Here is a 22,351-nt window from a genome sequence, read left to right on the forward strand (position 1 = left end):
ATAAATGGTGCAAGTGGTTTCACTCAATGGTGTCGTTAGGGAATTTGTATCCTTACAAACTTCCAGGTGGAGGTGAACCTTTGCGATGTATTTATTTTTAACGTTTCATTTCCTAAGCCAAATTAGTGATTTTGGGTTGTTTGCCAAAGTCACAAAGCTTCGTATTTAAGCTTAACTATATATGCTATAAAGCGGTTAGTAAAAGACTGACATTATTTTTCAAATTTGGGTTGAATAAAAGAAACTTTTGCTTTTTTTATTCTTTTAAAATCTCCAACTAATTCAGGCTGAGGTAATGTTGTATAAATAAATATCCAATACCGATCAAAATCAGTCTTAGCTAGACTCTTGGCTTTTGATTTAAATATACTTAATGATGACTTTGACTTATACTTTTTTGAATATAGAAATGCTAAAGTCATAAAAATACAGTCATTACTTACCAAAGAATCTTGAATAATATTTTTACCTATTTTAAAGTCGTATTTCAGAGCCCAATAAATACTATAGCAATTTGCTTCATAAAACCTCTTTTCAATACCAACGTCGTACAAATCCATAGCAATCTTCTTTATTCTTATTGGAATTACTTCAAAAGGTTCGAATACAAATTCATCAACTAGTGATGATAAATACGGGTAAAGTAATAATAGATGGTGTACTGAATCAATGTAATACTTATAAGCATGTCTTTTTAATACTTTCTTTGAGATAATTTTAATTGCGTAATTGATAATTGCTGAGTTATTATCCTTGAGCATAAGCTCGATTGCAGTATCAAGAATCGCTCTTAATCTTTTAAGTTCTAATATTTCCTTTTCAGCTTCATCTTTTATGTGTCCTAAATCGAAATTACTTAACTTATTCACCCATTCACTAATGGACGCCTGGGGAAGTTGCTTAATTAGAGTTTTCTTGTTATTGAGATGTAGTTCGTAATTTTTAAGCTCAGATGAAAGATCCAGCAAAAACTTTTCAGCTTCAACTTCAGATTTTACAAAACATTTATAATCATCAATGTTTCTAATGTATTCATATCCTTTTTCGCATAGAACAGAATCAACTTTTGTTAAAATAAGTTCTGAAATTAGATTAGAAGAATGGGGGCCGATTAACAAACCATTTGTTTCTTCGCACTTTGTATTTCTAATAAACTTGTCAAGTTTATTATACCATTTAGAGTTATCATCCTTTTTAACCTTAGCTGTTTTTTTTCCGACTAACGCCCATGGTATTGAGTGAGAATATATACTTGGAAAGCAATTTGATATGTCTGCTTCAACCACATATTGTTTTCCAATTATAATTTTTTGTTCTGGATTACCATCTTTTTCATGGTGATTATAGTTCATCTCAAATAGATGATTCTTATCTGTTAATTTCCTTATGTGAATTCTACTAACTTTAAATTTTTGATTTTTTACATTAGTAATAAGTTTAGATTTGAGGTTATCCCAATTTGCAGTCAATTCGTTGCATAAGTTAGCATATGCAAAAGGATTAGGGATACCCAATAATCTAGGAACATTTACATGGCGCATATTTTCATATCTGACATAGTCTTTTCCCTTGTTTTCGAAGCTAGGTTTACTATTAGCTATATACCATTCATAAAAAGGTTCGTTAGTTAAGAAATCAGGTAACTTATCTGCAAAAAGTCCAAAACCTAATAATCCTTTAAGCAACTCTTCTGAACTAATCTCTTTGGTTAAATTGACATATTTATTTGGTCGAGTTATCCTTATGCTCATTCTAAGAAACTGTTTTTCATTTATGAAATTGGAAAAATATTGGAACGCCTGTTTATGCTTGCTCCTAATGGATCGGTAATATTAAGTGGCACGGGTTCGTGTGGTATTTTCGTGTTCTTAATTTGACTATAGTTCGCGCGTGAGTTAAAAATTCCAGAGCTCACCAAAGGCAAGACTACTTTCTGACCGTTTGTTTGCCAGCAATTTTATTTTACATTATCAATTCATTCTTCAACGAATTATAGTTGTCCAATACTTTTCTATAATTTGCTTGTAATTCGCTCACGATATACCTTGTTTGCTCAATCGCTTTTTCTGATTTGTCGACAATTCCTTCATCAGATATAATGTTAATCAATCCACCGTATAAATCTATTCGAGCTGAATTCGGAGAATGTAGATATGGAGCACTGTCAAAAAAAGGTACCTTAATTGAACTTTGAAAATACCTAATAATGGAATTGTTAAAGTTTGAAAAGGAGTCTTTATTTGAATAATCATAGTATGAAAACACTTTATTTCTCAAATCTTCTGAAAACAAAGAATCATTCCTAATCTTATTAAGCACAGGGTGATTCTTATTAAGAGGAATCTCGGAATTCATTAACAGTTCAAGATATTCTTTAAATGTTAACAAGTAGTTCTCATGAACAGTCTGAAAATCTTTCATTGACGGCTCTAAGTAATTAGAAAAAAGGCTTTTCTTACTGTCTTTATAAAAATTAATCCCATTTTTAAGAGTATCCAGTAATTTTAATATTGTACCTATCATATTTTTTAGTTTACTAATGTTTATGATTCTCTTGATTATACTAGGACTCAAATAGGGGATAGACAGAGAACTTTCTCTATCCCTCATATAGTTCATGTCTTTTTTGTTATTTCAAAATGTAGTATATTTTTGTTTAGTTACCTCAGTCACATTTTTTTAGTGACAGTATCATACTGTTTCGCATGTGATACTTTATGCCTTAATTAAAATATTGAATTTCATAGCATCTCTTCTCTATTAGTTGTTTTAATTTAATTTGATTAAAAAGAGTTACCATGCCAATCACCATTGACATATGGCATGTATATCATAAAAAAAGCCAATATTTCACAGAGTTCCAAGCCTGGAGGCAAACTATTTGATCACTGACGCCCCTAGTCATCTTGTGATGAATCTCTACATAGTAAGACTATATGCTAATGTCTGCTCATTCTTTCTGCCATGTTAAATAAAGAAATTGCAGGAATAATTACAAATAGAGGTTAAACAAAAAAATCTCTATCTATTAAGATAGAGATGTGCTTTTGTCAATGTAACTTCAATGTCAGATTAGATTTTCTTAAAAGTGTCATCGTCATCATCCGGCTTCAAATCCGCATCTTTGGGATTTAGCTTAAGTAATGAACAAGTATATCGAAATTCTTTATAGAGAGATGGAATTAGGTCAACCGCTGGATTTTTTCGGCTTCCTCTTGTTGAAACAATGTTTAATCCTTCATCTTCTATCGACTTTTTACATGTCTTAATGAGCGATTCCAACTCATACAACTTGTCAATGGTTGGGCTAAAGTGTTTCTCATATAAGCCCTTTTCTTTCAGGAGCTTTATTAAAGTGGCTCTTTGTATCATTGGAAATAATTTTAGTTAGTTGTGAATACCTAATTTTCAAATCCTGAACAGATATTTTGTGTGTCAGGTAGGGGCGTTAGGTTCGAATTGATTAGGTCATTCCTCCTTTCATATCCCCCCTGGGCTTTAACATTATTAATTGCTTTACCTCAGTTGTGATGGTACCTTTGTATAAAAGAAAAGCAAGGTGAAAATATTGATATCCATATTGGTGTTAATGTTCGCTTTTTATTCCTGTGAAAGTGATGAGGAGGTAAGTCCCGAGCCAGAAATGGAATGGATGCTTTTCTTCGAGGGAGAATGTAGTCATTTGATTACCGCTGGCTTCCTAAATGATGAAGGTAAACATGAATATGGTGCTACGATGCCAGGAGATCATCACCTTCAGTTTTATCCTGACAACACTTATACTTTGGCTTATGACTATACCTACATGCTTAATGATGTCGTCAAAGGAGTTTATAAACGAGATGAAAGAGGAACCTTTACCTATTCCTATGAATATCATCCTGCTGTTTGGGAAGAAGTAGCTCCTGGGTTCAATCGATTTATCAGTGCTGCTTATTGGAACGGAAGTGTCACATTTTCACCAGAAGGTGGTCAACCTCACACGGCTAGATATTCGGTTGGTACTTTTTACAAGAGCATTTTTCTACCTGTAGACAGTGGACTTCTTGTCTTATGTATTATAGATTGTTATGACTTTAAGCAGATTCCATCTGGTGAGTAGTTTCTTGGGGTTACTCCTTACCAGCTTGGATTCGTATTATCCTTAAAATATTGCCACCTTTGGTGGAGCCAAATTGGCAATTTTGCGTTGGTTGCCGAGGCTTAATGACTTTCCAAAATTTTCGAATCCCGAAATGCGCTATGCAGCGTGTTGTGGGTAGTGTTTATTAGTAGCACCTAATAAATCATTCCTTTTTCTCTGTTCTTATTAACCTCTTGACGATAATCTGACAATCGTTTCCAGCGATTTTTCTTCTTAATATCTTTCAATAATTCTGGAGTCATAATATCCATGTTAATTTCTTGCGATGAAATCGAATCAGAAGAAGTCAAAATTCTGTTATCAATTGAGTCATTCCTGCAGACTGTTGAGAAATATTTATTCAGTTTCTCTATGTTATCTTTTTGCAATTCTATTTCTTCAGGCTTTAATCTGATGTTAATAACTTTTGCATTCTTGGCAAATCCGTTTACAGTATAAACACTATCAATTTTTGTTAAAAGGAGGTAGTCGATACTATCCAACTCATAGTCTTGAAACAACATATAATATGACATTTCTTGAGCATCAATTGTGTCTCCAACAATTGGATGCAGATTAAATATTTGGTCTTGTGCTGAAACATTCATAACGAATAATGTTCCGATAATTAATAAGGTCAAGTATTTCATATTTTCCATTATAAGAAATTAATACAGTATGCTTTCTCATATTACCCACAACCGTCCTGCTGCATGGCGTCGTGATGTAGCCTTTCCTGAAAAGGGAAAAGGCTACAGTGAGGGGTTTTACCCTTACAAACTTTCCAAGTTGAGCTGAGCCAAAGCGTTGTATTTGTTTTAACTTTTCATTTTTAAGCCAAATCAGCCTTTGGCGGTGGTTGCTGAAGCTACGGGCTTTCCAAAATACTCGAATCCCGAGATGCGCTATGCAGAGTGTTGTTTGCCGTGATTAATCTACTTTAAATTTATCAATCAGCTCTGTGGCTAATTTTTTATAATTTTCATCAGTTGAGTTTTGGGATATTTCAATGAATAAATCCATGATTTCCTTTGTTGGATCCTCCCAAACTGTAATATTATATGCAAAACTATTTCTTTGTTCTCCATGCCTGCTGTTATACATATCTAGAAAGCCCAATGGGTTATTTGTAATAGCTTCCACTTTAAAATCCTCTAAGGCTTCAGCTAACTCAACATTAGTTCGAACATTCCTATTTAGTTTTATCAATCCAGATATATAGCATGTGTCCTTTCTACTTTCTTTTACCATAATTTTGAATGATTCCCAAACTAAAGTATAATTCTCATCGTTCGTCAATAATTGAGTAAAGAGTGCTTCCCCAGAAAAATAATCATAATCCGAATAGAGTGTTACCAAACTGTCAGATTGAGATTGATTAATTGTTGCTGAATTTACAACCCTTGTCATTAATGGCTTTAAGTTATTTTCAATGTTCCTGTATCTCTCGACTGATTGTTTAGATGTTAGTTTTTCAAGTCGTTTTATTTGTTTGTCAATTTTTTCCTGGTTTGTTGTCGAATTCCATTTGAAATAGAGTCTATTTAGAGAAGCGCTATCATTTGGAAAACACTTAACCGCTTTTCTATATGATTCTGATAGTCCAATGTTTTCAATAATCTTTTCTTTCTTTGGTTCCGTAATTTTCCTTGTCAAAGAGGTTTCGTTGGTTAATTCATTCTGTATTACAATCTCAGTTTGCTTATTTTTCTTAGTCTGTTTATTACCACAAGAATAAATGACAAATAGAGTCAATATTATTATTCCAATCTGTTTCATATTACGGTATTGCTTTTTGCATGGCATACGTCAGTTGGCTAGATGAAGCGTATGGCGATTTAACGAACCAAACCTGCCAAATCTTCACTGAGCCAAATCTTTTATTTGTTTATATCTTTTTATTTCTAAAGCCAAATCAAAGATTTGGCGGTGTTCGATGACCCTACCTAACTTCTAAATGCTCACGAACGCCAATTGCTTTATACTAGCGTGTTGTATGCCGTTATTTCTTGTTATAACCAATCATGAGTTATAGGATATTCTATTGCTCGTTCTTTGCGAGCATTTCTAAAAATTCAACAAAGTCAGCGTAAAGTTCTGATAGTGTATTAAATTCTCCACTCGAATTAATGCAACCAAAAATCCAATTGTTTTCTGCATCATATGCATAACAATCTCCACAGAAATTATCTCCGACGATATACTTGCCTTTAAGTCCAACTGCGGTTTCTTTGTCATAAATATCGCTTGGCTCGAGAAATACATGTATAGAATAATACGAGTCTCCTACTGTTCCATACCCTAAGTTTCTGTACAAATATTTTAAGTTCTCAGGGATATTAGGATATATATTCTCAACATCACTAATCCATTCTTCTTTAACTAAATCAAATGAAGAATCAGGAAATGTACGTTTTAATAACTCAATTGTCTTTTTTGTCTTTTCCATTATGATTTAAGTTCTCTTCTATTCAGCAGTTATCCCTAATGGCATACAACGGTGGCCGCATGGCGTCGTGAGGGAATTTATCCATACAATCTTTCCAAATTGAGCTGAGGCAACGCGTTGTATTTGTTTTTAACTTTTCATTTCAAGGCCAAATTAAGGATTTGGCGATGATTGCTATTGCTTATCTGGTTCTAATTGATGCGAACCCCTTTTGAGCTATTGCAGCATGTTATATGCAGGTTCTTTTTTATTGATTTTATCAGTAATAAATTCGGGAAGTGAGGTTTTGTTCAAAGTAATTGATATCGTATTCATTTTAAAATATTCTTCACTCATATATAGATAACCTTTATAAGGCCCGTATTCCCCTCCTGAATCTTTAATGATGTAAAACTTGTTACCATTTACGTTTTGTGCTATTCCTACTATATGCATCAAATGGTCATCAGTTGTCTGCAGGCTTTCAAAAGCTATTTGGCGTTTCTGCTGATTAGTTTCATTTTCTTTTATTTCTGAATTTAGGTTTTGCTCTTTTAGATACCTATTAGCTGGTAACATTGCCAACCCTCTGTCATTTGAATAACCATTTCCGCTTATGCAACCGTCCCAAACTAGAGTATAACCCTTCATCAGACAGGAATCAACAATTTGTATAAATTCATTTAAAGGTATATTAAGATAGGAACCGTTTGCGTAATTATCTGGAACTTCAAGTATAAACTCCTCATAGAAAGGGTGGTGAGTAAATGATGTTATTGAAGAATAATTATTACCATCAAGTTCAAGGTGTTCTGCAAAAGTTTTTGAAGAAAGTGTCTTGTCTTTATATGTAAAACGATCTGCACGTTTGATAAAATAGCTATTAAGTAATGCCAGGTAGTGTTTCTGCCAGTTTTGAGATGCTAAATCTTCAGTTATTACTGTTTTTACATGGTTAGCAAGTATAGGTTTGGGCCCTTTGGTATACGGTGTATAGTCAATCTTATAATAAGGTGCTGGAACAATTCCTTCTTCATTCAAAGTTCTTATTACATCATGTGCCAGACCTCCATCTTTAAAGCCTGTATACCCTTGACGAAGCACATAATTAAATGCTTTATCAATAAATCCGTGATAAATGAAGTAATCTTCAGATAAATCATGTTCGCCTTTGCCCATTCTAATCAATTCAGACTCTAAGAAAGAGCATGTTGCATAGCTCCAACAAAATTGTCCAGATTCCATTTGAAATTTGACACTCGTTGCAGGATTTTGAATAATAACCTTAAAATCCTCTCTTTGAGAAAATGCCCAAATGGTTTTAAAAATCAATACTAAAATCAATAAAACTTTCATATGAAGGTATTTTTAATTCAAAGTATAATTGAGCAACCTCAGTTATACTTACATATAACGGCCTGCCGCAAGGAGTGTAAGGGAAATTTGACCTTACTAACCTTTCAAATTGTGGGAAGTCGAAGCGTTGGTTGGGTTTTATATTTTTATTTCAAAGTCAAATCAATGATTTGGCTTTGATTGCCGTAGCCGCAAAACTTCTAAATTACTCCGCATCTCTTATGAAATCTAATGCGGTTTGTTGGCATGCGTTTTTATTAGTGCCACACCTTAAAGTATTTTAAAACCTGGTCTACTTGATTTTCTGAATCTAGATAAAAGTCAGGTGCTATTCCTTTTGAATCAACCCCGTTTACTTTAAAATCAAAAACATTAGTTGTAGGATAAACTATGTACAGAGAGTCTTTAATTATTTCACTACTTATAATATCACCAAAGTCAACTGCACCACAGGTATTTTCTCCAAATGTTTTTACTTTAAAACTCTGCTTTGCACATTCAACGAATTTTTCGGCTGAACTTGCTGTATTTCTGTTTATAAGAATAGCAACTCGTTTAGGGAGTTCATTAATCCCCGAAGGTTTATATTCCAAGACATACTTACCATCGTGGTTTTGCCATGGTGCATCTACAATTAAACCTTCAACGTTATCCGAGATGTTTGGCATATTATTTCTTGTCATGTGTGATTCCCAGTTTTCTTTTGTCGCTAATAATTCATACTTACGCGTGTAAATTTCATTAGTAGCAACGATAGGTAATAAGCGCCTATAGTATTTATTTTTACCTCCACTGTTGTTTCTAATGTCAATAATTAGATTTTCAACTTGAAACATTGAATCTGTTTGAATTGCATAATTTAGGACACTGTTAATGGCTTTTAGATTGTTAAAACTTGGAATTCTTAAGTAGTATGTATTTGAATTTAAAAATTTACTTTGAAATCCGTTTTCAGATGATTTACTGGGTTCGTAGTAATTCTTAGTACTTAAGTACAAGTGCTTGTCTTCAAAGAATGATATGTATTTTGCCAAGGCATTGATAAGGTCTCCTTTACTTGTCAAAGTGTCACTTGTTAGATTTGATTTAAAATACCCGTAGTGACTCATTTTGTTACTTTTAATATACTTATAACCTATATAGTTTCGCTCTAATAACTCAATAGATTCAAGAAACAAGTTATTGTAATTTGATTGAGAAAATAATGAAACAGGAATAAGGAATATGGCAGTAAGTAATAATTTGTTCATTATGCTATTTTAATGGCTACAACGTTTAGTGCATGATGCGGGACTAGAGTCGCGCCTGCGGCAAGATATGTATTATGCATATTGTTGTAGCCCGTTGTTTAATTATCCTGTTGCAAGCATTTGTTTATAGTTACCTCTAATTCTTCCATCGAAATATTTTTTGCAATTATTACCCCTTTACTATCAATTAAAAAGTTTGTTGGAAAAGCATTTATAGAAAGTTGCTTGGTTTCTCTACCATTAATATCCCAATATTGTTTCCAAACAAGTTTATCTTTTTTAATTACATCTATCAAGTCCTCTCTTTTAGAATCTTTGTCTATTGATATACCAACTATCTCAAACCCGCGTGTGCTAAATTGCTGATGCAAACTCCTTAATTTGTTAAACTGTGCTCTACAGGGATGACAGCTGCTAAACCAAAAATCAACTAATGTCAGCGAGTTCTTATTAAAAACATCTAAATTAAATGGTTCATTATTTAAACCTTTACATTTCAACAACGGAAAATCCTCTCCAACTGTAAGTTGTTTACCATCGTTTAGCTTCTTGCAAACAATAGTTCCTGCATATCCTCCTTTTATTTCCTCAGATAAAACATTATAAATTGAGTCATATATTGGTTCATACCCCCAACTTAAGAGGTGTACAAGTCGCCAAAATGCAAAAAAGGAATTAGGATGCTTTTTACAATACTTCAGTAACATTTCATTATCTTCAATACATAGAGAGTCATACTCTTTTTTTAGATTCAGGCTGATTGTATTTGGTATGTTATAGTTATAATGAACTTGCAAGCTATCGTCCTTCCTATAAAATTTGTCCCACTTCTTTCTTAATTCTCCAAAGTATTCTTTGTATTCTGGATAGTCATTAGTCATTATTCGATTATCAACATTGGGTACTTTTCTTGAAGAATCAGTAACCAGCGTAATCGATTGTGTCCCTTTATCAAGGATGAAATTTGAAGATCTAAACCTATTGTCGAGAAATATAGATACACCCTGTGGTTCAGTTATATATCCAGAGAACGAAAATTTATTGTTTTCTATTGGAGTTTCCAATTCCATTAAATCATTGGATACATATTCCGAAAAGAAGAAAAGCTTGATTGTTCCGGTATCTGCGTTTATTGTTCCATTCAATTCAAAGTAATATTGCTTTTCGTTCTGTCCAATGACATTGGTAAAATTCAGAAGCGATAACATTAATAGTATAAATACATTTCTCATTTTATTTGTTTTTAACTTTTCATTTTTAAAGCCAAATCAACCTTTGGCGCAGATTACCGAAGCCGCGAACCAACCAAAATTAGTCGGCTCACTTATGATTTGTTAGTCATTGTTGGTGGCAGTGCCTTTATAGTCATCACCTTCCTCATAATGGTCTTTGACATTTTTCTTATTTAGCTCAATCTTTTCAAGTTCTTTCCGCTTGTTGAAATATAAATATAAACTTCTTCGGTTAATACCAAGTATTCGCATTCTAGCTTTATAACCTATCATTGTCGCTCCATAATGTGTTGTGAATTTAGTCTTAACAAGGCCATTAATGTCAATTTTTCTAATTAACGTATCTCGCATAATTACATCAAAATCTTGGCTTTCTCGAAATTGGTGTACCAAACTACAATCACCTTCACCACTAAAAATTTCAAAAGTTCTAGCAAATGCACTGTCGGCTGTTGCTGATAACCTGTAAGCCTCAATTAAATCCATGCTAGATGAGTATACTCTTGCTGTGTCCACCAACTTAATTATTAATTTTTTATCAAGAGGAATTACGTTAGGAGAATAGTGTTTTCCTAGAAAATAGGTGATTAACGAAATTGTCATTTCATTGTCAAAATCAGATTCATCAGTATATGTATAGCAATCGACTGAAAGGTTCTTGTTATTCCTAATTACTACGCTATCTAATCCTAAGTTTATATTGATAGCTTCTTTAAAACTAGCAAGTTGATGTTGGTCGATTGTTTGACATGATGTCATTAATGCTATTCCAATAATTACAATTGCAATACTTTTCATTTAATTATTCTTTATTTCTATTTTAAATATACTGTGAAGTCCTGATTGCCACCAACGGTCTCGCTGCATGGCGTCGTAAGGGTTTTTATCCTTACAATCTTTCCTAATTGAGCTGAGCTAAAGCGCTGTATTTGTTTTTAACTTTTCATCTCTAATGCCAAATCAACAATTTGGCGATGTTGGATTACCCAATCTAACTTCTAGGTACACATGAGCGCCAATGGCTTTATACTAGGGTGTTGGTAACAGGTGTTTATGATGTCTTAAACACCATTATTGCCTTAAACGTCTTTGCCTCAATATTGACATATAGCCTTTTAGTAAAATATCAGTTATAAATCTAGAATCCTAACTGCCAGTATATGATCCAAAAACTTTATTTATTTTCTGTCTAGGAAAAAAACCTTCGCTAGTTAATCCCATTTCTTCACCTTCTTTTTGGAACTTTAATATGCCATTATTATCAAAACATTGGATTCTCCTTTTTTCGAAATCAAGTTCAACAAAATCTCCTACCTCATAATCTGCAATACCACATAAATCACCATTGTCTTCAAAAACCGCGATATTATAATACTTCAATACGAAAAAAAGCTTTAATGAATCCCTTGGATCAACTATATCAATATTAGATTTACTAACTCTTAAGACAATAATTTTGCCTTTTTTTGATAGATCATAATGCTCAGATTTTATAACCTTTCCCGTAATATAGCAATTAAGACTTTTAAAGTATTCTTCATTTAGTCTTGAATGCTCTTTTGATTCATGAATGAATTTGAAAATAGATAAAATGAAAAATATGGCAGCTATATAAGGTATTAGTATCTGATATTTTTTTCTTTTTTTCATTACAAATAGCTTATTTCATTAAAGTAATTCAATCTTGCATAACCTCCCGTCTATGCTTCTATACATGAAAAAGTAAAAATATATTTTAAGGAGATTCTCACTTGTTACTAACGATGACATTATGGTTTTGTAGCAGATTTGAATGGAAGTTGTTCGTCATAGAGGACGAGATCGTAGACTCCCACGTTTTGAGCAAGTCCTGATTAGAACAGCACCCAAACGCAAGTAAAATTATAAGTGAATTGTAATTTATTCCTTTCATTGTGCAGGTTTGAGTGAAATTGAGTACAACGGTTCTGGCTATAAAGTGCAGGGGTGTGTTGCCAGGTTTTGCTACCAAATTCCTGTGTAGCCAAAGTGTTGTATTTTTTTGAACTTTTTATATGTCAAGGGCAACTACGAATTGGTGGCGGTTGCCATTGTAGATAATCCCCAATGTGTTGATACCTTCTCCCAATTGTTTTACAATCAATTGTTGTTAGCGTTTGTTATTCAATATTTTTCCCTCTGGATTAATCAAATATTCAACAAGTTCTGTACCTGATTGCCATTCGGTATAATCACCCCAGTCCCTTGAAGCTGAATATAAATAACACTCAATTTTATTTTGCTTTATAATTGCTTTTCCTTTTCGAATTCCGTGTTCCCATTGGGAGATTGAGAATAATGATTTTGAGTCAATCACTTTGCAAGATTTAATTATGTAGAGCATAATAGAAACACTTTCTCCTTCGTCCATTATTAAGCAAAGCAATTCTTTGTCTTTGAGTTTAGAATATGAATGCAAGAACAACCCGTTTTCTCTGTACCGAACCATGTTTTTTATAAGTGAGTCGGCTTCAATTTTTTCAAATCCATTTTCAATAATCAAAGTGTCTGATTGGTTGTACGGATAGTTGTATTCTTCTAAATTACAGTTCTGAGATCTGGCGCAGAATGGTATAATAAGAATTATAAAAAGCAAATATTCCTTTTTCATATATGGTTCTGTATAGGGTACCTAATTAAAGCTAACGCATGGCTGCCTGGCGCTGTTTATTATTAAAACTCCACAGGAAAAACATTTTTTGATTCTACTTTCCTTTTCACTATTGCAGCGAGTTAAGCAAAGTACTTTTCTTCCTCGAATTGCTTATTATAAATTTCAATACCATCAAAGATATCTTTTAATTCCTCCTTTTGAATCCTGTGAATATCAAGTTTTCCTAGGTTAAGAATAATAAAATTCAAGTTTTCATCACTATATAGAGAAAATTGAGTCTCAAGGTAGTAATCTTGAATCTCAAGAATGATTTCAACTTCCTTCTTTGAAACTTTTTCGCAAGTCTTTCTCATGATGTTTTTATAGATAAAGTTTGTTCTTTCATCATAGTCGTGGTCATCAACTTTCTTAGTTATATCTTCTCCTCCTGTTAAGTTGACATGGATTGCTTCAAGAGAATTTCTGAATCCACGAAATCGATATATTATTCCAAAACCCCAAAATCCAAGAAATAATATCAGAATAGTATATAATAGACCAATTACATACGGAATTATTAATTTTGGTAGTTTATAGACTCGTGTGTCTTTACATGAATAAAATGGCCCAATGCTAATTGAAATTTTATAGTATCTATAAACGTAATTCCCCTTTGTCATTTATGTATTAATTATTGATTGGCATGAATTGTAATTTGCCTAATGTTTGGCCGCATGGCGCTGTAGCAGATTTGCGTTGAGATTGTCCGTCCGGCAAGGTTGACAATTGAGGTGGGAATCTGCACAACTAAGATACTACTAGCTATGCTTTGTGCTATAGCGGCGTGTTGTATTGCGTTATTTTCTAGTAAAAGTCTTCAACTACAACAGTTGTATCTGAAAATTCAGTTTTTATCAGGTGTCCAATAGAGTCATATTCCATCTTTTTGTTCCAATTTGCTACAATCATTTTTAAATCTTCTGTGATTGTAACATCACGATAATACTCTATAACTGCCGTATCTTTTACAATTATATTCATATCATCGAAATTGTCGGCTGTACTAATGAACGATAATGGTAGTTGCTTTCGTCCAAGCTCTTGATCTTCTTTATTAACAAATAAAAACGTTGTGTAATTATAAAAATCAGAAGCATAATTAATACCAATTGCAAATAGTGAGTCAGTTAGTGAAATCTTTCCAAATGTTGAGCCATACTTATCATATTTGTCCCATAATGCTTGGAGTGTTACGTTTTGATCAATTTCTGATTTTATTTTTGCAGAGCTCCAATTCTCAGGACCTGAAGGCAACTTAATTTCTGGTAATATTTCTAGAAAATCTACAAACCTTAGAGATTTCTTCCTTTCTTCAAATAGTTTACCAGGACGAACGTAATTCTCAATGTCTACTATCCAATTTATATTCGATTTATCAATCTCATTAAGGTAATTATCAATTTCATTTCCTTCATATTTCGGTTTATACCATTGAAATTTTTTAAAATGGAGTGTTAATTCTTTTGACTTAAAAACATAGCCTTTCCTTGCATATATCTCGTTTCTTAAAAGTCGTAAATCACTCATACTTAAAAGCCTTAAATCAACCTTTGATTCTATTAGTTTCTTTGATAATTGTATTGGCTCACCTGTTTCAGGATTTTTAATTTCTGAATAGATCACTGACGATTCTGGAGTGTTGCACCCCCAAAAGATCAAAAAAATGATTAAGTACCGTAATTTCATAATCTTGAGTGTTTTTTATGCATACAACGGCTGTCTGTCTAAAAACTATTTTTAACCTTCTTAGGATTAAATATTTGAAATCTTTTTTAGATACCTACCTGAGTATTAAAATTTATAATTCAGGTTTTTAGATAGTCTGACAGCGAGGCTATGAAGCGAAAATGATTTGTTGCCAAAACTGCCTTTCAAAATACTAAGTAGCCAGAGCGTTGATTTTGTTTTTATCTTATACTATTCAAAAGCCAAATTAACGATTTGGTGGTGGATGCCGAAGCTAAGAACCAACCTAAATGAGTCAGCTCACTTTTGCTTTATAAGCCATTGTTAGGCAATTTTTTTTATAAAGTTCACAATTAGATTTTGTGTGTATAACCTTAAGGTTCGTAGCTATATTTGTAAGTCAAAGCGTCCATCCCGAATCTCAACAACGTTGCCTTTGTCACTTATAGCATCAAAATAGAAAGTGCCAGAAATAATTCGTGCATCTAAGTCAAATCTTGTAATAGTCACTTTTCCGTTATAATTATCTCCGTCTGTAAAGAAATATTCTTTGTTATCGTTTGATGAATCATTAAACCTAGCTGATGAGCAGTTGTTTATAGATTCTATTTTAAAGGTTGATGAACCATTTAAAACAGAGTCCTTACAGATAGTTAAATTAACCGTTTGAAGCGAATTATTGGCAATTATCGTCCATCGTTTATCTTTATCGCTATTGTTTGACACGTATAATGGAGGAGTAGTTATCATCCCTTTTTTAGGCAACCAAACTTCTCCATTAACTAAACAACCAAATGTGTTATCACCATTTTGAGTTGCTAAAGGTAGTTCGGGCTCTTGTGTTTCCTTTTTGCATGATATATAAATGCATATAGTCAATGCAATCAAAGTGTAAGTAAGTAATGCTGGTTTAGTCATCAAAGTGATTTGTTATGGTTAAATTTTGCCTAACGGTAAAGGCTTTGAAGCGTGGGGGAGAGTTGCCCGATTTTGCTTTCAAAATCATGCCTAGCCAAGGCGTTGTATTTTGTTTTTAACTTTTCGTTTTGGAAAGCCAAATCAACAATTTGGAGGTGGTGGCCTTTGTAGATACTCTCCAAATTGCTGTGCCCCCACCAATGCTTTATTAGCCATTGTTGGGCTTTTGTGCTTTATTATTTCCTGTTATGAACTACAAAAAAAAGGCTAGCAATAGTTACTTGTCTTATGAATTGCTAGTAAATCAATCTACTTGTACAATTTCAAGTCAAGGAATAGTTAAGGTAGTCTGTTACAATTAATCAGTCTGGTTTTTAGTATCATATCGATTAGAGTAAATCATGCTTATAATTAATAAAACCATTGACACTATTCCAAGGTAGCTTCCTGCATTTGCGGTCCAACTTAAATCGTTATAATCAACAATAATAAGTTGTCCAATTATGATGATTAAAGCAAAAATGATTAGTCCAATTCTCAATTTTTTCATAGTCAACAAAGGTTTAGTTTACAGTATTTGGCTTAATTAAAATATAGCCATTTTTATAAGAGTATGTGCATTCCTGCATTAAGTCCCACGGTCTCGCTGCATGGCGTCGTGAGGGATTTTAACCTTACAATCTTTCCAGGTTGAGCTGAGCCAAAGCGTTGTATTTGTTTTAACTTTTCATTTATAAGCCAAATCAGCCTTTGGCGCTGGTGAGTGAAGCCAAGGACTTACCAAAGTCCTACGATCCCCGAATGCGCTATAGCAGCATGTTGTGGGGCGTTTCTAAAAATTAAATGTTATCATGAGTCAAATTACACATAAAGCATTCAATCCCAAATGATAACTGATGATTGTCAATTGTTAGATGGAAGTGATTATTTAAATAAGAACTGAAGATATTAACTGTGCTGGGGCTTTCACTTTTTTCTATTTTTTCATATATCTGATTGTAATATTCTTCTTTATCTTTATAAACCACTACTCCAGGATTTCCTAATGTCATTAAAAATGAATCATCTTTAAAATTGTGTTCAACAATGCTTTTAAGATGTTCAATTGCTTCTTGTTTATTTGTGGGTTCTAATAAACTTCCACTGAAGCTTATTATTTCATTGTCAGCCTCTTCATTTTCATATGTTAATGTTTTGGTTTCTGCATATAATGAATAATTCCCCGCCATTGATTCTATAATATAATATTCCAAACCGTGCGTGTCTACATTCTTACTAAGAATATGGTCTTCGCATTTTGAATAAAAATTTTCTACTGAATTTCCTATGAAACTTGAAATCTCAATTAGGTCAATTTCAGGGTATGTCTTATTAATCTCTTCTTTATCGCATCCAATTGCGAATAGTAGAAATATGAGAAAAGTTAATTTTGCTTGTTTAAACATCATTCTATTGTTCTATAATTTCTTCTCAATACTGCTGGATCAAATGCCCCACAACGGTTCGGCCATATGAAGTGGCACTGGTGCGTGTGTTATATTCGCTTTCTTGTTTTTGCTTCTGTTCGCACGGGAGCAAAACCTCCTAACCACGCAAAAGCCAGGGCTACTTTATGATGGCTTGTTGGATGCCGTGATTTTATTTCTTTTTTAGCTTTGAGTTAGAACTATTACACCAAGTATAGTACATTCCCGAAGAATTACAAATCCATCTTGTCCTGCAAGTGCATCCCAATAATTTTGAGGTGTTGAATAATAGTAGACTTTATCTGACTCTTCAACATGTACTTTAAATTTTTCCCACCGTTGATTAATCCATTCAACTTCTCTTTCCAATAATTCTTTATTCTTTCCATCAAGTTCCAAATCCTTAAAGAAAGATTCCTTGATATATGCTCTTAGCCAAGTTTGAATACTATCTTTTTTAATTTCATTTTTTATCCATGAAATCTCCATTTCACAGTGATCTACTAAACCTGATGCAATAAATTTCATGTTGCTTGAGCGTTCAAGCTTACTACATGGAAATTCATTATCAGTTTGTGAATATGATTCATAGGTGATAAAAATGATACTTAATAATATTATTGCCTGTTTCATTGTGTTTTTTTGCATGGCATCCAACTAATCAATATACAGCACCATGCTTTATATATGGTATTAATTAAAAATATATAGTATATATTTTTTCAGGACGACTGTTATCTCATTTACATTATTGCTTAACCACCCATTACAATTCTCGCATTATACCCGGCCCGGTAGGGTGGCTTATTCCGATTAGTGAATACTAAATTAATATTTTTTGATAAATAGTCAATGTGGCATTGAGAGATGGAAATGGAGTTAGGAACGCGAAAGGATTCGCGCACCAGCGGGGGCATAACATATTTAATCTCCAGTATGTGTAATGATTGCAGTTCGGCATCTGGTGTTTGGCCCCCTTCTATTTTGTGTCTTGATTCTTCAATTAAAAGCTTTAGTTCCTCCTGATTCTTTTTTGCTGTTTGTTGTATGTTTTGTTTTCTATTGTTTTGGAAGGATATTAATTAGTTTTCTAAATCTATTTCGAATATCTAGTTTTAAAGAGTCTTCTATTTCGTGATGTGATTGTCCGAATTTAGTCTGTGAATACTTTTCTTTTTTTTCATTTAATACAAGATTATAAAGATCAGCCATTTTAATAACGTCTGAAATAGTATTTTCAATTCCTGGATTAATGATATACATGCATCTAACGGAATCTTGTATTGAATTTCCCAGTTTATGCATTACTTCCTTTTTACTTAGAATAGAACCATTTAGGTTATAGGTTTTGTTAGATTCCTTGTTTATAACCAACAGATTAAGAGAGTCTCTCTGCAACTTAGTTGTATTGAGCATTTCGTATTGTAAGCTGTCCCAATCTGCATAAAAAGGGCCAAACCATAAATTTACATATGATGATTCTGATATGGAATTTGTTTTAAAACTATATCGATGAATAGCCGACTTTCTTAATTCCTTAATAATTGAATCAACTCTGAAATAATTGCAGTTTTTATCTATATAAAGTATTGTGCGAATTTCTGTATCCTCCTTTGATGTATCCCTTGCATAGGCTGCTAGTTGAGAGATTTCAGACAGATGGGTAATTTCTGTCTTATTTAAATAGATATTGTTATTTGATATTTTTAGCTTAATATACTCAATCCCATTTCGCTCATATAGTCTGTCTTTGTGAATTGATTTTGATAATTCAAAATCGTGACATGATGTAAGAACTAATAATAAAAAAAGGAATGATGTTTTGTTCATTTTATTGCGTTTTTGGACATTGCATACAACGGTCTCGTTGCATGGCGTCGAAAGGGGATATTGACCGTACTTTCTTTCCAAACTGAGCTAAGCCAAAGCGTTGTATTTTGTTTTAACTTTTCATTTTAAGGCCAAATCAAGGATTTGGCGATGTTCGCCAGTGCTGAGATGGTTCAAATTGATGCAAACCCCTTTTGCGCTATTGCAGCGTGTTGGGCACTGGTATTTTATTTTCCAAAGATTATATTCTGAGCTACGAGTCCAGCTATAAAGCCAAAAGCAGAATAGACTGTGAACACACTTAGAAAATTATCAAGTGTAAATATTTCTGGCATTTCAATCTTGTAACCAGGATTTCTCTCAATCTGCTGCTTTTTATAAAAATGGTATGCTATCATAAAAAAAGGTGTCATAATTACATAGAATCCAATTGTTGCAAATCCATGAATCAATGAACCCCAAAAGTCATATGGCTCTGAACCTGACAAGGGGAGTAATATAGTAGTCACAAAGATTACAGATGCCACAATAATTGCAACTTCCCAACGATAAATCTTCCAATAAAGTCTTACAATCTCAATCATGAGTTTTAGTTATTAACTGATGGATAAATTCCAAGTATAACCGTCAAGTAAAATAGAGCAACCATTAATAAATAAATTTTTAACCAAATCTTTCTCCAGTCATTCTTCTTATAAAAAGCTATGAATTGGGAGATTACATATCCTAAAATCGCTGAACCAAGGAATTGAAAGATTATGCCTCCAAATACAGCATTAAAATCAGGAGCCTTTACATATAATTGGAGTCCTAATGAGGCTAGAAATATTATTCCAATTTGCAAATTTAACCTGCTTGTTGATTTATAAATATTAAGTAATTGTTTCACTTTATATTGATTTTGAGCAATGATGTAACTGCTTGTGCCCAACTCTTCTGTATCTGCATGTGTATTGCCGATATATCCAGTTTGCCACTTGTTATTTATCAGCGTTAAATTAATATTTTAGGCAAAAAGCTTATCAATTGGGCTTTTTCACTTTGGTACCCAAAATCCGAATACGCATTCGTTTACAGTCTATGCCTTCAATGCGCAATTTCAGTACTTCTCCTATTCGCAGACCGCTGTCATAAATAACAGATAATATCGTTTTGTGCTTAATGTTCTCATATACGAACTCCATAGCTTCGCCTGCTCAGTCACATTCTGAGGGATGTTGAATTTCTTACTTGCAGCCATGAATATACTTAAACGGGAAGATATTCTGTTGATTTTATCTATTAATTATGACAAATTTCTAAATATTGTTCAAGCAGCCATCGGCAATAAGTTTATAGTTTTTGCCATGTTTGGTAATGCTATTATAATCTTGCCGTTATGAATTTTTTGAGGTAGCTGGTTAGTTATCTATCACATTTTGGGGGGGTAAAAAATACCCTTGTGTGTAATAGTAAGTTTCGTTTTGTATTATGGTAAGCTAAGATAGTCTGTATCCACCATTAAAATAACGGTATTACGCCCTGTCAAAACAGTCAGTAAAGGCAAATTAAGCTGAAGACCTACACAAGTTTAAGTTAAAATCTAATTCTACCCATTGGTTAATTGAAAGTGTCATTGTAACCTTCCAAAAGTCCAACTCCTCCAGCCTTGCATTGATTGTAGCTGTCTGTAATGCCATTATTTTACTTTTAAATTATCACCCCCCACTCGCGCGAAAATGGATATTTTATGTGTCAGGTAGGGTCGTTAGGTTCTGCAAAGTGATTGCCCGATCCCTATTCATACCCCCTTGGGCTTCGTTATATATTGCATGTGATTTGCTTCTGTTTTGCTTCATCCTTGCTTGTCGTTTGCTTCCGATCAGCTATGCTTCTTCAACAGTGTAGCGTCAACAGCTGTATTCTTAATCTTCTTAACTATGTCATGTATGAACAGCCTGCCTTTCTCGGTCCATACTGTTAGCATTGTTGTTTTGATTTCTCCGTGATCGTTGTATTGATTTGTCTTTGTCTTTGTGAATCCTTTGTCCTGGTACTTCGCATACAATAGCCAGACACCACCTTGCTTGTATTGTATCTGTTGGACTGCTAATAATTTATTTAAAGCAAAGGCAGTCATGCCAAGCTCCTTTGCCACTTGACTGGTTGTGCATGTACTCGGGCTTTGTAGTACTTCATCATAGTATTGAACCTTTGGCGCGTTCTCCATTATCGCTTTGGTTTGTTTCTCTGCTTGCTGGCGGTATAGTTCTTTTTGTTTGCGCTCTTCCTTTAGGGTAGTGGCAAGCTGTATTAGCGTATCAGGATCCGATAAGGCCTTTTCAATTACTGAGGAAGTCATATAGGCGCCATGTTTACGAATGGAGGGAAGAACATCTTCACATACCCAATCTTGGAACTTTTCTGCCTCTTGTAATTTTGAGCGCATAATTAAACGATAGATAGCAAACTCTTTGATAAACTGTAAATTAGTGCCGCCAATGCCGTTGTTGTGAGGGACATAGTGTTTTTCTATGTCGCCTGACTTACAGTGCATTGCAATTGCTTCCGCTGGATTTTCATACCCTAATGCTTTTGCTATATCGATTCCGGCAAATAATGGTTCGTTATTCTCATTAGTGGCTACTCGAATTTTACCAAACTGGTTATTTTGAAATATTTTAATCATGGTTTATTGCTTTTAATCTGTTGTTAATGACTTAGGGCGGATTTTCGCCCCAACAATCTTATTCAGTTGGTACCAATTTCGTGGTAACTGATCACTTCAGTACCGACGGTTTACGTCCTTACTGATCTGAAGAGCTTAGTCCATTGTGTTCTGGTTCTGGATCCAATATGTCTTTTAGACTTTGGTAAGCGTATGCTATGCTTTTTCGTATTGCTTCGGATGTGTTGACACCTCCTTTTTTAGAGATGTAATCCAGTTTCTTCTTATCCTCGGGGGAATGTTTGAAGTTTATCTTAAGTGCTTTCTGGGGCATGTTTAAAAGGTTACTTTGTTGAATACTCGTTTTAGTGTTTCTCGTTTTTGTTCCAGGTAATGTTTTGCATCGAAGTTGTTAGGCTGAACGCATATGGTTTTCTGTGTTGACAGGTAATCACTTTGTTTTTGAGCCTCTCGTATAGCTTCTGTTTGCGACGTTCTTTGAACTGAACTTACTTTTGCTTGTATACCCTTCAGTATTGTATCATGAAGTATGTCCATTGGGCATTTACCACCTTTACCAATAATTCTTTCTTCTCTGTTAATGAACCTGGGTAAAAGCTCTTCATATTTTGCCTCCATTTCTGCTTTTTCTTCTTCGCTTAACTCGGGCCAGGGTTCGTATACAATTTCCGTTAAATATGCTTCGTCAATTTCTTTCAGTTTCATATAGCCAATTTTAGGGGG

The 22,351-nt window shown here is 33.5% G+C and carries 25 protein-coding genes; 1 reads left to right on the plus strand and 24 read right to left on the minus strand.

Features of this window, described 5'->3' with window-relative positions:
* Nucleotides 1-212 precede the first annotated feature (212 nt).
* The 3 genes from ACRD69_RS18205 to ACRD69_RS18215 all read right to left on the minus strand — a co-directional run bounded on the left by ACRD69_RS18205 (nucleotide 213) and on the right by ACRD69_RS18215 (nucleotide 3,372).
* A complete protein-coding gene (locus tag ACRD69_RS18205; protein WP_430816559.1) occupies nucleotides 213-1,751 on the minus strand; it encodes an RNA-directed DNA polymerase in 1,539 nt (512 codons plus the stop codon).
* A gap of 211 nt (nucleotides 1,752-1,962) precedes the next feature.
* Nucleotides 1,963-2,523, minus strand: a complete 561-nt coding sequence (locus tag ACRD69_RS18210) for a hypothetical protein (protein ID WP_430816560.1) — start codon at nucleotides 2,521-2,523, stop codon at nucleotides 1,963-1,965.
* A gap of 549 nt (nucleotides 2,524-3,072) precedes the next feature.
* On the minus strand, nucleotides 3,073-3,372 hold the full coding sequence (locus tag ACRD69_RS18215; protein WP_430816561.1) for a P27 family phage terminase small subunit: 300 nt from the start codon (nucleotides 3,370-3,372) through the stop codon (nucleotides 3,073-3,075).
* A gap of 187 nt (nucleotides 3,373-3,559) precedes the next feature.
* On the opposite strand from ACRD69_RS18215, the gene ACRD69_RS18220 reads away from it, so the two are divergent.
* A complete protein-coding gene (locus ACRD69_RS18220; protein WP_430816562.1) occupies nucleotides 3,560-4,102 on the plus strand; it encodes a hypothetical protein in 543 nt (180 codons plus the stop codon).
* A gap of 176 nt (nucleotides 4,103-4,278) precedes the next feature.
* Here the strand turns inward: ACRD69_RS18220 and ACRD69_RS18225 are convergent, their stop codons facing one another.
* The 21 genes from ACRD69_RS18225 to ACRD69_RS18325 all read right to left on the minus strand — a co-directional run bounded on the left by ACRD69_RS18225 (nucleotide 4,279) and on the right by ACRD69_RS18325 (nucleotide 22,333).
* Nucleotides 4,279-4,782, minus strand: coding sequence for a hypothetical protein (locus tag ACRD69_RS18225; RefSeq protein ID WP_430816563.1), 504 nt, complete (start codon nucleotides 4,780-4,782; stop codon nucleotides 4,279-4,281).
* 271 nt (nucleotides 4,783-5,053) lie between these two features.
* Nucleotides 5,054-5,902: a hypothetical protein gene (locus ACRD69_RS18230; protein WP_430816564.1), complete on the minus strand. Its 849-nt coding sequence runs from the start codon at nucleotides 5,900-5,902 to the stop codon at nucleotides 5,054-5,056.
* A gap of 262 nt (nucleotides 5,903-6,164) precedes the next feature.
* Nucleotides 6,165-6,572 (minus strand): hypothetical protein, encoded by a 408-nt coding sequence (locus ACRD69_RS18235; RefSeq protein ID WP_430816565.1) that lies wholly within the window; start codon nucleotides 6,570-6,572, stop codon nucleotides 6,165-6,167.
* 216 nt (nucleotides 6,573-6,788) lie between these two features.
* Nucleotides 6,789-7,907 carry a C1 family peptidase gene (locus ACRD69_RS18240; protein ID WP_430816566.1) on the minus strand — a complete coding sequence of 373 codons (1,119 nt, stop codon included), beginning with the start codon at nucleotides 7,905-7,907 and terminating at the stop codon, nucleotides 6,789-6,791.
* A 257-nt stretch (nucleotides 7,908-8,164) separates the two neighbouring features.
* A complete protein-coding gene (locus tag ACRD69_RS18245) occupies nucleotides 8,165-9,157 on the minus strand; it encodes a S41 family peptidase (RefSeq protein WP_430816567.1) in 993 nt (330 codons plus the stop codon).
* A 98-nt stretch (nucleotides 9,158-9,255) separates the two neighbouring features.
* Nucleotides 9,256-10,389, minus strand: a complete 1,134-nt coding sequence (locus ACRD69_RS18250) for a redoxin domain-containing protein (protein WP_430816568.1) — start codon at nucleotides 10,387-10,389, stop codon at nucleotides 9,256-9,258.
* 102 nt (nucleotides 10,390-10,491) lie between these two features.
* Nucleotides 10,492-11,187, minus strand: a complete 696-nt coding sequence (locus tag ACRD69_RS18255; RefSeq protein ID WP_430816569.1) for a hypothetical protein — start codon at nucleotides 11,185-11,187, stop codon at nucleotides 10,492-10,494.
* Nucleotides 11,188-11,535: 348 nt separating this feature from the next.
* A complete protein-coding gene (locus ACRD69_RS18260; protein WP_430816570.1) occupies nucleotides 11,536-12,039 on the minus strand; it encodes a hypothetical protein in 504 nt (167 codons plus the stop codon).
* A gap of 478 nt (nucleotides 12,040-12,517) precedes the next feature.
* On the minus strand, nucleotides 12,518-13,018 hold the full coding sequence (locus ACRD69_RS18265; protein ID WP_430816571.1) for a hypothetical protein: 501 nt from the start codon (nucleotides 13,016-13,018) through the stop codon (nucleotides 12,518-12,520).
* Nucleotides 13,019-13,140: 122 nt separating this feature from the next.
* Entirely contained in the window at nucleotides 13,141-13,680 is a 540-nt protein-coding gene (locus tag ACRD69_RS18270; RefSeq protein ID WP_430816572.1) for a hypothetical protein, read from the minus strand.
* Nucleotides 13,681-13,864: 184 nt separating this feature from the next.
* On the minus strand, nucleotides 13,865-14,746 hold the full coding sequence (locus ACRD69_RS18275) for a YARHG domain-containing protein (RefSeq protein ID WP_430816573.1): 882 nt from the start codon (nucleotides 14,744-14,746) through the stop codon (nucleotides 13,865-13,867).
* Nucleotides 14,747-15,133: 387 nt separating this feature from the next.
* Complete coding sequence (locus ACRD69_RS18280; RefSeq protein WP_430816574.1) at nucleotides 15,134-15,664, minus strand: Riean_0653 family protein; 531 nt, start codon at nucleotides 15,662-15,664, stop codon at nucleotides 15,134-15,136.
* An 839-nt stretch (nucleotides 15,665-16,503) separates the two neighbouring features.
* Nucleotides 16,504-17,109: a hypothetical protein gene (locus ACRD69_RS18285; protein WP_430816575.1), complete on the minus strand. Its 606-nt coding sequence runs from the start codon at nucleotides 17,107-17,109 to the stop codon at nucleotides 16,504-16,506.
* A 204-nt stretch (nucleotides 17,110-17,313) separates the two neighbouring features.
* On the minus strand, nucleotides 17,314-17,763 hold the full coding sequence (locus ACRD69_RS18290) for a hypothetical protein (RefSeq protein ID WP_430816576.1): 450 nt from the start codon (nucleotides 17,761-17,763) through the stop codon (nucleotides 17,314-17,316).
* A 426-nt stretch (nucleotides 17,764-18,189) separates the two neighbouring features.
* Nucleotides 18,190-18,960 (minus strand): ExbD/TolR family protein, encoded by a 771-nt coding sequence (locus tag ACRD69_RS18295; protein WP_430816577.1) that lies wholly within the window; start codon nucleotides 18,958-18,960, stop codon nucleotides 18,190-18,192.
* Between the two features lie 227 nt (nucleotides 18,961-19,187).
* Nucleotides 19,188-19,544 (minus strand): hypothetical protein, encoded by a 357-nt coding sequence (locus ACRD69_RS18300; protein WP_430816578.1) that lies wholly within the window; start codon nucleotides 19,542-19,544, stop codon nucleotides 19,188-19,190.
* A 5-nt stretch (nucleotides 19,545-19,549) separates the two neighbouring features.
* Complete coding sequence (locus ACRD69_RS18305; protein WP_430816579.1) at nucleotides 19,550-19,849, minus strand: hypothetical protein; 300 nt, start codon at nucleotides 19,847-19,849, stop codon at nucleotides 19,550-19,552.
* A gap of 133 nt (nucleotides 19,850-19,982) precedes the next feature.
* The gene (locus ACRD69_RS18310) at nucleotides 19,983-20,144 is read right to left on the minus strand and encodes a tyrosine-type recombinase/integrase (RefSeq protein WP_430816580.1); all 162 of its coding nucleotides are present in this window, start codon (nucleotides 20,142-20,144) and stop codon (nucleotides 19,983-19,985) included.
* A gap of 677 nt (nucleotides 20,145-20,821) precedes the next feature.
* Nucleotides 20,822-21,628: a phage antirepressor gene (locus tag ACRD69_RS18315; RefSeq protein WP_430816581.1), complete on the minus strand. Its 807-nt coding sequence runs from the start codon at nucleotides 21,626-21,628 to the stop codon at nucleotides 20,822-20,824.
* A gap of 118 nt (nucleotides 21,629-21,746) precedes the next feature.
* On the minus strand, nucleotides 21,747-21,941 hold the full coding sequence (locus ACRD69_RS18320; RefSeq protein ID WP_430816582.1) for a hypothetical protein: 195 nt from the start codon (nucleotides 21,939-21,941) through the stop codon (nucleotides 21,747-21,749).
* A 2-nt stretch (nucleotides 21,942-21,943) separates the two neighbouring features.
* The gene (locus ACRD69_RS18325) at nucleotides 21,944-22,333 is read right to left on the minus strand and encodes a hypothetical protein (protein WP_430816583.1); all 390 of its coding nucleotides are present in this window, start codon (nucleotides 22,331-22,333) and stop codon (nucleotides 21,944-21,946) included.
* Nucleotides 22,334-22,351: the final 18 nt, after the last annotated feature.

Source organism: Carboxylicivirga agarovorans, from assembly GCF_050589845.1.
Classification (GTDB): Bacteria; Bacteroidota; Bacteroidia; order Bacteroidales; family Marinilabiliaceae; genus Carboxylicivirga; species Carboxylicivirga agarovorans.

Coding starts and splice junctions, on each gene's coding strand:
- ACRD69_RS18310 (WP_430816580.1), bottom strand. CDS start 20,144: ATGGAGTTCGTATATGAGAACATTAAGCACAAAACGATATTATCTGTT.
- ACRD69_RS18260 (WP_430816570.1), bottom strand. CDS start 12,039: ATGAAAAAAAGAAAAAAATATCAGATACTAATACCTTATATAGCTGCC.
- ACRD69_RS18250 (WP_430816568.1), bottom strand. CDS start 10,389: ATGAGAAATGTATTTATACTATTAATGTTATCGCTTCTGAATTTTACC.
- ACRD69_RS18315 (WP_430816581.1), bottom strand. CDS start 21,628: ATGATTAAAATATTTCAAAATAACCAGTTTGGTAAAATTCGAGTAGCC.
- ACRD69_RS18245 (WP_430816567.1), bottom strand. CDS start 9,157: ATGAACAAATTATTACTTACTGCCATATTCCTTATTCCTGTTTCATTA.
- ACRD69_RS18235 (WP_430816565.1), bottom strand. CDS start 6,572: ATGGAAAAGACAAAAAAGACAATTGAGTTATTAAAACGTACATTTCCT.
- ACRD69_RS18290 (WP_430816576.1), bottom strand. CDS start 17,763: ATGAAACAGGCAATAATATTATTAAGTATCATTTTTATCACCTATGAA.
- ACRD69_RS18265 (WP_430816571.1), bottom strand. CDS start 13,018: ATGAAAAAGGAATATTTGCTTTTTATAATTCTTATTATACCATTCTGC.
- ACRD69_RS18205 (WP_430816559.1), bottom strand. CDS start 1,751: ATGAGCATAAGGATAACTCGACCAAATAAATATGTCAATTTAACCAAA.
- ACRD69_RS18225 (WP_430816563.1), bottom strand. CDS start 4,782: ATGGAAAATATGAAATACTTGACCTTATTAATTATCGGAACATTATTC.
- ACRD69_RS18325 (WP_430816583.1), bottom strand. CDS start 22,333: ATGAAACTGAAAGAAATTGACGAAGCATATTTAACGGAAATTGTATAC.
- ACRD69_RS18210 (WP_430816560.1), bottom strand. CDS start 2,523: ATGATAGGTACAATATTAAAATTACTGGATACTCTTAAAAATGGGATT.
- ACRD69_RS18275 (WP_430816573.1), bottom strand. CDS start 14,746: ATGAAATTACGGTACTTAATCATTTTTTTGATCTTTTGGGGGTGCAAC.
- ACRD69_RS18285 (WP_430816575.1), bottom strand. CDS start 17,109: ATGTTTAAACAAGCAAAATTAACTTTTCTCATATTTCTACTATTCGCA.
- ACRD69_RS18320 (WP_430816582.1), bottom strand. CDS start 21,941: ATGCCCCAGAAAGCACTTAAGATAAACTTCAAACATTCCCCCGAGGAT.
- ACRD69_RS18270 (WP_430816572.1), bottom strand. CDS start 13,680: ATGACAAAGGGGAATTACGTTTATAGATACTATAAAATTTCAATTAGC.
- ACRD69_RS18215 (WP_430816561.1), bottom strand. CDS start 3,372: ATGATACAAAGAGCCACTTTAATAAAGCTCCTGAAAGAAAAGGGCTTA.
- ACRD69_RS18255 (WP_430816569.1), bottom strand. CDS start 11,187: ATGAAAAGTATTGCAATTGTAATTATTGGAATAGCATTAATGACATCA.
- ACRD69_RS18240 (WP_430816566.1), bottom strand. CDS start 7,907: ATGAAAGTTTTATTGATTTTAGTATTGATTTTTAAAACCATTTGGGCA.
- ACRD69_RS18280 (WP_430816574.1), bottom strand. CDS start 15,664: ATGACTAAACCAGCATTACTTACTTACACTTTGATTGCATTGACTATA.
- ACRD69_RS18300 (WP_430816578.1), bottom strand. CDS start 19,544: ATGATTGAGATTGTAAGACTTTATTGGAAGATTTATCGTTGGGAAGTT.
- ACRD69_RS18230 (WP_430816564.1), bottom strand. CDS start 5,902: ATGAAACAGATTGGAATAATAATATTGACTCTATTTGTCATTTATTCT.
- ACRD69_RS18295 (WP_430816577.1), bottom strand. CDS start 18,960: ATGAACAAAACATCATTCCTTTTTTTATTATTAGTTCTTACATCATGT.